General features: G+C 33.5%; 9 protein-coding genes. All 9 read left to right on the top strand.

From position 1 onward, the window contains the following. Nucleotides 1–822 (top strand): DegT/DnrJ/EryC1/StrS family aminotransferase (locus ACILQF_RS06305; protein WP_395626566.1); only part of this gene is annotated, 822 nt, incomplete at its 5' end. A gap of 11 nt (nucleotides 823–833) precedes the next feature. After that, nucleotides 834–1451: a sugar transferase gene (locus tag ACILQF_RS06300; RefSeq protein ID WP_395626565.1), complete on the top strand. Its 618-nt coding sequence runs from the start codon at nucleotides 834–836 to the stop codon at nucleotides 1449–1451. A 149-nt stretch (nucleotides 1452–1600) separates the two neighbouring features. After that, nucleotides 1601–2680 (top strand): glycosyltransferase family 1 protein, encoded by a 1080-nt coding sequence (locus ACILQF_RS06295; protein ID WP_395626564.1) that lies wholly within the window; start codon nucleotides 1601–1603, stop codon nucleotides 2678–2680. 32 nt (nucleotides 2681–2712) lie between these two features. After that, nucleotides 2713–3915, top strand: a complete 1203-nt coding sequence (locus ACILQF_RS06290) for a hypothetical protein (RefSeq protein ID WP_395626563.1) — start codon at nucleotides 2713–2715, stop codon at nucleotides 3913–3915. A gap of 10 nt (nucleotides 3916–3925) precedes the next feature. Then, nucleotides 3926–4699, top strand: a complete 774-nt coding sequence (locus ACILQF_RS06285) for a glycosyltransferase family 2 protein (protein WP_395626562.1) — start codon at nucleotides 3926–3928, stop codon at nucleotides 4697–4699. A gap of 39 nt (nucleotides 4700–4738) precedes the next feature. Further along, entirely contained in the window at nucleotides 4739–5791 is a 1053-nt protein-coding gene (locus tag ACILQF_RS06280; protein ID WP_395626561.1) for a glycosyltransferase, read from the top strand. Between the two features lie 40 nt (nucleotides 5792–5831). Further along, complete coding sequence (gene asnB, locus ACILQF_RS06275) at nucleotides 5832–7685, top strand: asparagine synthase (glutamine-hydrolyzing) (RefSeq protein WP_395626560.1); 1854 nt, start codon at nucleotides 5832–5834, stop codon at nucleotides 7683–7685. 29 nt (nucleotides 7686–7714) lie between these two features. Continuing rightward, nucleotides 7715–8809, top strand: coding sequence for a glycosyltransferase (locus ACILQF_RS06270; protein ID WP_395626559.1), 1095 nt, complete (start codon nucleotides 7715–7717; stop codon nucleotides 8807–8809). 54 nt (nucleotides 8810–8863) lie between these two features. Continuing rightward, a partial coding sequence (asnB, locus tag ACILQF_RS06265) for an asparagine synthase (glutamine-hydrolyzing) (RefSeq protein ID WP_395626558.1) occupies nucleotides 8864–10455 on the top strand: 1592 nt, incomplete at its 3' end.

Genomic DNA, 10455 nt, shown 5'->3' with positions numbered 1-10455 from the left:
ATCAAGGAACCTAATATTAGAGGATTATTTATTCCTGAGTCTGAAAAACAATCAACTTTGGGTCGTATTCTTTTAATTTCGGATGCAGCGCATTCAATTGGTGCAATTTATAATGGCTTGCCTTCTGCCTTAAAAGCAGACATTACTATTTTCTCATTCCACGCTGTAAAAAATATCACTACTGCCGAGGGAGGCTGCATCTGTTTGAATTTGCCAGAGGTTTTTGATAGTAAAATGGAATATGTTTTTTTAAAAATGTTTTCGCTGAACGGACAAACTAAGGATGCGTTTACCAAATCAATGGGCAATAATTGGAGGTATGATATCATTTTTAAAGGACTTAAAATTAATATGCCGGATATCTGTGCAGCCATTGGTTTGGCACAAATTAGAAAATACAAGAGTACCTTGCTCCCCGAAAGAAAAAGAATTGCCCAAAAATTCTGTAATGCATTTCTTGCTTATGATTGGTTTATAGCACCCATTTTACAAGATGAAAATCGTGAATCATCCTATCATTTATTTCCATTACGTATTAAAAATATAACGGAAGAGGAGAGAGATCAGCTTATTGAAAAAATTATGGATACTGGTGTAAATGTGAATGTTCATTTCATACCTATGCCCATGCTCACATATTTTAAGAGTATCGGGTATCGCATAAAAGATTATCCTAATAGCTATAAACAATATTCGTGTGAAATATCATTACCTATTTATCCTCAACTAAAAGAAGAGGAGATTGATTTTATCCTTTCAAATGTAATCGATAAAATTCAAGCGCTAGTAAATCAAAAAAGTCTGGTTGAAATAAGTTCCTAAACTCCTCAATTATGGTTGCTAAAAGAATATTTGATGTATTTTTCTCAGTATTAGGCATTATTTTTATATTCCCTTTACTGGTAATTATAGCAGTAATTATCTTACTTGATTCAAAAGGGTGGTTTATTTACAAGCAAGTACGTGTTGGACTAAATAGCACGCAATTTAATTTGTTTAAGTTCAGGACAATGAAAATTGGTGCTGATAAAGGTAGTTTACTAACCATTGGCAATCAGGACGAACGCATTACTCGATTTGGAAATTTTCTAAGGAAATACAAACTTGATGAGTTGCCTCAATTGTTTAATATTTTGATTGGTGATATGAGTTTTGTTGGTCCGAGGCCTGAAGTTTCTAAATATGTAGCGCTCTACAACCAAGTTCAACTCAGAATTTTAACGGTTAAGCCAGGTTTAACAGATTGGGCTTCAATTGATTATATCGATGAAGCTCAACTACTGGCAAGGGCCAAAAATCCTGAGGCCTTTTATGTTGAGTATATTATCCCTCAAAAAATAGCTCAAAATTTGAGGTATATTGAGCATAATAATTTATGGATTGACTTGAAAATTATATTGTTAACAATCAAAAGCATACTTTCCAAATTGTTTTCTAAACCACAATCATGACCTTATCAATCATCAAGTTGTGCACATTTTAGATTTCTATTCTCCCATTTTTTAAATATTCTCCCATTTTCTATTGTTTATCATTCTCAATGTTGGGATGCACAAAAAGCGTCCTAAACAAAAACGATAAGAAAAACGACTATCTCCCAATGAAAATACTTAAAGTAATTGACTGGCCTTCCCAGCGGTTTTATTGTGAAACTCATCCTTTACACAAGTGGAAATCCCATTTTAGGGATAGTGGAATCTCAATTCAATTTATAGATAATCATCTTGATAAAGATCTAGCTGGATCAGATTTTCTATTTATACATTCAAGGTATTTTGAAAAAGGTAAAAATATTTATACCGAGCAAAGACAAGATCAGGAGTATTTAATCAATTATCTGACCGAAGTTAGAAGATCAACAGCTAAGCTAATCTGGTTTGATGCTTCAGACTCAAGTGGATCGAGTGATTTCTCTCTCATTCCTTACGTAGATATATTTTTGAAAAAGCAAGTTTTAAAAGATCTTAGCTATTATACAAATCCGCGCGCAAACAATGAATTGCGAATATGGCTTAATGAGACCAATGCCACCAGTCCTAATTATCCTTTTCCTGCTTGTCCGGCTGACCAACTTAAAAAAATTCGTTTAGGATGGAATCTTGGGTTTAACGACTATAGATACTTTGGTTATAAACTTAGCCGACTCAGCAATTACCTTAGTTATGGTGTGTATCCGCTTAAATTTAGTAAGCCTAGTATTAAAAGAGAACTTGATTTAACATTTCGAGGCACCATTCATAAGGAAGAAAATGGTCTTAATAATGTCATGAAGCAAAGAAATACCACGATTAATTTTCTTAATCATTTGAATTTGAAAATTTCTGCCGGATTACCAGTTCCTAAAATTAACTATTGGAAAGAGCTTAGAAACTCAAAATTAAGTGTTAGTCCCTATGGTTGGGGAGAAGTTTGCTACCGCGATTTTGAAACTTTCATTGCCGGAGCTTTGCTTGTAAAACCCTCCATGGAACATTTAAATACTTATCCTGATGTATATAAACCATTTGAAACCTATATTCCTGTTTCCTGGGATATGAATGAGCTGCCGGAAGTACTTGAAGACCTCACTTCAAATTATACAAATTACAGAGAAATTGCGCAAAGGGGACAAGAAATGTACAAAAATACCATTTCTGATGGCCATTCATTTGTTTCTCGCTTCTTAGAAGCTATTTCTTAAATATTTTATCTATTTCTTTAAAATCTTTCCCTATGAGACTATTTGTTTTGGTGTTTATGGTTTTATACCTCTATGCACTTGCTTTCGGAGTATTTATGACAGAATCATTTAGACTCCCAGCTCCATTTATTTTCAGTATTCCATTAATTTTACTCTTCAGGGAGGGGAGTAAGGAAGTGCTTTATTCCAAGGAATTAATTGCTTTTAGTATGGCTCTGATCAGCTATTATGTTATTGGGATAGGTGATTATCCATCATTTTTTGCCACTTTGTTGAATGTTGTTCTTTGTTTGTTTTATTTTAATTACTTCATTGGGTCTAATACCGCTAGATATAATTTATCCATATTTATTTTCTTTGTCTTACTTGGTGTTTCTGCTCTAGTTTTAGTTCTAAATAATTATTTTGATGGTGTTGATGGGCTTAGGGCGATACTCGTTGATGATGTTATCTTACAAAGTCCCGCAGGTATTTCCACCACACAATTTACTTTTGGTTACCAGCTAGCTGCTTTTACTCCCTTTTTATTGATTTATACTTTTGTATTTCAAAAGCCACTATTTATTAGATTATTAGCTTTTTTAGCCTGCCTAATTCTAATTTATTTAGGTATGCAACGCTCCGTTTTTGTAACTTTTGTATGTGCAATTTCACTCTTTCTTATTTTAGCCTATCGTGTTAAAGCAGTCTTTTTTATCGCAATAGCGGTGTTTTTTAGTATTGCATTTTATAATCTAGTTTTGCAAAATGAAGTCAATAGTAGGGACAATATTGTTGCAAAAAATATAAATAATGACCCTGAGCATAACCGATCTTTGCTTACCGCAGAAAATTTAAGAATTTACTCTGAATACCCCCTGGGACTTGTTTTTTATGGTAAAACTTGGGGCGATGTAATTTATAGAAATCAAGTTTTTTCTAGTGGAATTACATCTCACAATGCCTATTTAATGTTTATGACCTACCTAGGGCCTTTCCTTGGTATCGGATTTTTATTTGTGATTTATATTGGAGTGTTTCGTATTGCTTACCATGCACTAAAGGAAATTAAAAAAAGGGAAAATGCGTTATTAGTCTGTTTATGCTTCTCTTTTATTGCTGTTTCTATAAATGCCGTTGCCCACAACGCTTGGCTTTTGAGTGCTGATGGCCCAACCTTATTCCTTTATTTTAGTATCCTTCATTTTGATAAGGTTAAGACTTCTTCTGAGGTAAATCAAACAGTTATTGTCTAATTATTAGTCTATGTTATTTTCATTCGTAATTCCAACCTATAACCGATCTGAGAAAGTTAGAAGGGCTATAAACAGTATTCTAGTTCAAAAAAACTGGTCTGATTACTCAGAAATCATTATTGTTGATGATGGTTCTACAGATAATACTGAAAGGTCTCTTCAAAGCTATCTAAAACATGAGCAAATCAAATTGATAAAGCATGATGTAAATTGTGGGGTTGCCCAAGCTAAGAATACAGGCATTGAGCATGCTAAAAACCAATATGCAGTCTTATTAGATTCCGACGATCTATTAAAGGATGGTGGTTTAGCTCATCTAAAAAATTTGGTACTAAATAAAAACTATGATCTTTTTTTTTGTGGCAGCATGACGCTTAGTGAAGGCGATTTATTGTATGATCCTAATTTTTATGGTCCCAAAACCTATTTAGATCTTTTGAAAACATCAGTTGGCGAATATTTGCCAGTGGCACGAACTTCAATAATGAAAAATAACCTTTTAAGGGATTTGCGTGGCTATGAAAGTATCACTTGGCTAAATCTATCAAAAAATGGAGCCAAATTGTTTTTTGATCGTGAGGCCATCAGATTATATGATGAGGACGGTGACGACCGGCTATCAAATCGTTTTAACGGATTAAAAAATGCTGCTAAAATGAGAGATGGCTACCAATTTTATTTAGATGAGTTTGCTAAAGATCTCAAAAAATACAATTACATGGAATACTTGAAGGTGAAGATAAAACTATTTTCTTATCAATTGATTGCTTCTTTTACATCTTAAAGGTGAACAAAATGAAGAACAATAATTCTTTATTATGATATGAAAAAGGTTTTTTTTATCATCAGCCATTTGAAAGCCGGTGGCTCTGAAAAGGTATTTTGGATCTTATCACAGTATTTTGATCCATCTGTTTTTGAGGTTTATTTATTAGTCTTAGATTCAAATGAAACATTTTACTCTCGACATTTAAATGCGGTAAAAATCATTGATCTACATTCGCCTAGAGCATCAAAAGCAATTTTTAAAATTATTAAGTTAATTAAAGCGGAAAAACCTTATGCTGTATTTACTACGGGGGGGCATATAAATACCTTGCTGGCATTTATTTCTATGTTTGTTACCATTCCTAAATTAGTTGGTCGTGAGTCTAATGTGATGAATATCATGACCGAGTTGGGTGGTTTTAAAGAGAAATTTTGGGATAAATTCTTGAGTTTTACTTATAAAAGATTTGATATAGCCATCTGTCAATCTCAAGAAATTAAAAAATCATTAGCGGAGCATTACCAAATTTCTGAATGTAAATTAAGGGTTATTCCTAATCCGATTTTAAAAACCGAAATTATCAAATCTCCAAACCATACTAGCTCTAAAAAGATCATTATTATTGCACGATTGGCAATTGAAAAGGGTATTATCCGATTTCTCCATATTCTAAATAATCTCCCTCCAGAGTATGTACTAACCATTGCAGGTGAGGGTCCAATGAAATCAGAAATCGTGCAACTAATTAGAGATCTTAATCTTATTGAGCGCGTTAAATTAGTTGGAATAGTACGTGAAATTCCGGAGTTAATTGCCTCCCACGACCTTTTAGTTCTGCCTTCCTTTACCGAAGGTTTTCCAAATGTGGTTTTAGAATCCTTAGAAGTTGGAGTTCCTGTTTTAGCATTTGATGTAGGTGGGATAAGGGCCATGATAAATCCTGGGTTTAATGGATATATTATTAGACAGAATAATCTCCATGATTTTCAAAATGGCGTAGAAAAAGCGTGTAACCAAAAATGGAACCATCGTCTCATTAAAGCGGATGTAGAAAACAGATTTTCTGTTAAAAAAGTAGTTAAGCAGTACGAAGATCTCATTTCATAAGACTTCAACATACCCAAATTTTTAATTTAATTTTTTCTTTATGTGTGGGATATACGGTTCTACGATCAATTTTAGCGATGATGTGATTCGACAGAAACTGGCTGTTGTTAATTTTCGGGGACCAGATTTCTCGCAATTTATACATACACCCGATGTTATTTTAGGACATAACCGACTGGCAATTATTGACTTGGATCATCGCTCGGATCAGCCATTCACCTATTTGCACTTACGAATAGTTTTTAATGGCGAAATCTATAATTACCGCTCATTAAAAGCGCGCCTTGAGAAGGAAGGATATAAATTCCGAACTAGCTCAGATACCGAGGTTATTTGCGCAGCCTACCTAGCTTATGGTGAAGATTGCCTGATCCATTTTAATGGAATGTTCGCATTCGTAATTTATGATGAAAAAAAGAAAATTCTCTTTGGTGCAAGAGATCGTTTGGGTAAAAAACCTTTTTATTATTGTCATAATGGACAGTCTTTTGAATTTGCTAGTCAGCCTTCACAATTAAAAATAGCTAGGAAATTTACTGTCGATCAACAAGCTATAAATGAGTATTTTATTTGGGGCTATGTTCCTGATCCAAAATCAATTTGGCAGGAAGTAAAAAAGCTTTCTGCAGGTAATTTTTTTACCTATAACCTGAGCTCTGGTACGCTCTCCATTAAAAAATATTGGGATTTGGATTATGAAAGGGCAAATAAATTCAATGGGACTTATGAAGAGGCTAAATTTATTTTAGATGAATTAATTCACGATTCTGTTAATATTCGGATGAATGCTGATGTTCCATTAGGTGTATTTTTGTCGGGAGGAATCGATTCCTCATTAATTGCAGCCGTTGCAGCTCAAAAGGTAAACCATCTAAAAACATTCTCCATTCAGTTTAATGAAAAGGGATTTGATGAGAGTAAATATGCTAAACTGGTTGCCAAGTACTTGGGGACTGAACATCATACGATTGAATGTAATTATCATGAAGGTTTAAATTTAATTGATAATTTCTCAAATTACTATGATGAACCTTTTGCAGATTCAAGTGCAATTCCTACTATGCTCTTAAGTAAATACACCAGAAAGCATGTTACTGTTGCTTTAAGTGGAGATGGGGGGGATGAAGCCTTTATTGGATATACGCGATATAAGCGAATAAAAACGATGGAAGCTTTGTTTTCTATGCCATTAGTAATCAGGCAATTGATCGGAAAATTAATAAGATTTTCTCCTAATTACATTTTGAAATTGATTGCCATTGGAGTTTCAATTCCAGATATTGAAAGTTTGTATATCAAAATGTTTGGTGGATTGGAAAATTCTTGGATTCTTGATCCGGAGCAAGGAATGAATTACAGTTATAGCAATATTTTTAAAAATCCTCATCAATCAATCTTGGAAAAAGTGTCTGATTATGATATTAAAACCTATTTAAATGGGGATATCAATACGAAAGTGGATAGGGCATCTATGGCATTTTCATTAGAATCGAGAGCTCCATTAATGGATTATCGAATTATAGAGTTCTCTCGCAGCCTAAACACTAATTTTAAATATTCATTCGGCAATCAAAAGAGGATTTTGAAGGACGTTTTATACCAATATCTACCCTCAGAGATGTTTAATAGGCCTAAATCTGGCTTCACCATGCCTTTCAGAGATTGGTTTAAATCCGAACTAAAAGAATATGTTCTGGATCATCTTTCTTATTCTGAACTCCAAAAAATACCAGGAATTAATGTTCCCAGAACGCAAGAAATTATTCAGGAACATATGAGCGGTAAGTGGAATCGCTATCCCCAAATATGGAAATTATTGGTGCTTTCGCAATGGTTGAAAAAACAAAATGAGAGTCAAGCAATAATAAAGACCCCATTAATTCCTACAATCTAAATCAATTCATTAATAATTGAAAAATACCAATGAGAAGGAAGGTATTATTTATGACTTCATCCATGTCAAAGGGTGGTGCAGAAACTCAATTGATTAAGCTTGCTCTTTTTTTGAAATCTCTCGATTTCGAGATCTGTATTATTTCATTAAAACCAATAAATGAGTTTGATATTAATTATGAAAAGGAGGGGATACCTGTGCTTTTTATTCAAAATTGGACTAAAAGTCCATTTAGGAATCTTAAAATAATTTATACTAAAATCAAGGATTTTAAGCCCAATGTGGTCATTGCATTCATGTTTATCGCCATCATTTTTGCTCGTATTTATAAATTACTTCTCAAATATAAATTGATATCATCTGTAAGGATTGGAGTACTGCCTCAAAAATGGTTCTTGCCTTATTTATTGTCTGCAGGCTTGGATGATGTGCTTGTTTATAATTCAAATGCATCTAAAGTAAATTTCGAAAAAAATCTATTTGCAGATAAAAATGGCCTCGTGATTAATAATGGCATAAGTGTTCCCGTATTACAAGATTGCAGACTAAAAAAAACGGAAACAGATCAATTTTTATGGGTGTGCCTCGCCCATTTTAGGTGGAATAAAGATTATACTACCTTATTTAAAGCAGTCCAATTACTTAAAGCCTATAATTTCCGATTGGACATCATTGGAGAATATACCCCTAAAAATAGTCCCTTAGAAGACATAAAACGATTGGATATTGCCTCGCACGTTAATATTTTGGGTTTCAAACAAAATGTATCCGAATACCTCAAATCAGCTGATGCTTTTGTTCTTTCTTCATTTTCTGAAGGGATGCCTAATGCACTACTCGAAGCGATGGCTTATGCAAAGCCAGTAGTAGTAAGTGACATTGAATGTAATGTAGAAATTTTGACTGAGTCGCGCTGTGGTTTTTTATTTAAGTGTTCAGATGAACATGATTTGGCAAAAAAAATGCTTGACATGATGAATTATTCTGCCTCTCAAAGGGAGAGCTTAGGTATGCGTGGAAGATCATACATAAAAAATAATTTTGCAGAAAATGCAATTATGAACGACTGGCTTAATATTATTAATCAGTATTCAAACGATACAGAGCTTATTCTCAGTAAGTAATTTCCAATTATTAAAGACTCAAATTAAGAGTATTCATTTTTAAATAATTAATCAATGTGTGGAATTTTTGGCACTTTAAATATTGCTGTTTCAGATCGCGCTTCTGAAATATTTAGTGGTTTGTATCATCGTGGACCCAATGCTAAGGGACTATCGATTGATGATAACGTGGAACTTTACCATACTAGACTATCTATCCAAGATTTAAGCATTACCGGAAGGCAACCGATGCATCACCACGGACTAACCATCGTTTTCAATGGTGAAATTTATAATCATTTGGAGCTCAGAAAACAATACGGTTTGTATTCAGAATCTAATTCTGATACCAAAACTTTATTAATGCTTTTTGAACTTATGGGTATTAAAATGCTCGATAAATTAGATGGAATGTTCGCTTTCGCACTTTATGATCAATTCAGAAATGAATTGTATTTAGCTCGCGATAGGGCCGGAAAAAAGCCTCTATATCTATATAATAATGGCAAGGGGACAGCATTTTCTTCCGAATTGAATATACTTTATCAGATTTTCAAGCCGGAGGTCGACTATCCTTCACTATCGTCATATTTGTATTTAGGCTATCACTACAGAAAGGATACACCCTATAAACAAGTAATGGAGCTCGAAAATGGTCATTATTTAAAAATTAATACTAAAACCGCCCAAGAAGATTATGTTAAGTGGTTTGATATTAGTTCTTACTATCAAAATAAAAATCAACTTTCACATAATGAAGCAATTAATGAACTTGACAATCGACTAAAACTTTCGGTAAGCCGACGAATTGATAGCTCAGATCTTGAAATAGGTTCTTTTTTAAGCGGTGGGATAGATAGTGGAATTATTACTGCAATGGCTGCTTTGCATAAGCCTAATTTAAAGACTTTTACGGTTAAAATTGAAGGTTCCTACGATGAATCGCCTCTTGCTCTTCAAGTGGCACAAAAATATAATACCCAGCATCAGGTGGTTGACATTTCATTTTCTGACCTTCAGAATGATATTGAAAATATTCTTATTAATTATGGAGAGCCTTATTGCGATAGTTCGGCAATACCAAGTTATTATGTAGCAAAAGAAGCAAAAAAGCATGTTAATGTGGTTTTAAATGGTGATGGAGCTGATGAACTATTCGCAGGTTATAGGAGGTATGTACCCTTTAAATATTTTGATTTGCTAAATTCTGGAAGTTTTACTCAAGCTTCAGCTAAGTTTTTTTCAAGTATTTTACCTACAGCTCATGAGAAGCAAAGCAATTATAATTATGTGTATAGGCTCTTAAAATTTGCCGCTCACAACAATATTTTAAAATCTTATAGTGCCGCAACCTCTGATATCATGGTAGGTTTTGAAGATCAGTTTCTTATCCAACCTAATTTGGATGATATCGACTATGATCTTAGAAAAATCAATCAATTGGATATTTCTCCACTCAGTAAAATGCTATTGATGGATTCTCAAACCATTTTATTTAGTGGTTTATTGTCTAAAATGGACATCGCCACAATGGCTCACTCGCTTGAAGGAAGGAGCCCTTTTTTGTCGAAAGAATTATTAGAGTTTGCTCCCGGATTGGCGGATTCTTTTAAAATCAACGGATTGAAAACAAAGTCCATTTTGAGAGACCTTTCCAAAAAATATTT

The organism is Daejeonella sp., assembly GCF_044232565.1.
Lineage (GTDB): Bacteria > Bacteroidota > Bacteroidia > Sphingobacteriales > Sphingobacteriaceae > Daejeonella.
Note: the sequence above shows the minus strand (reverse complement) of the source record. Positions and strands in the feature narration are given on the sequence as shown.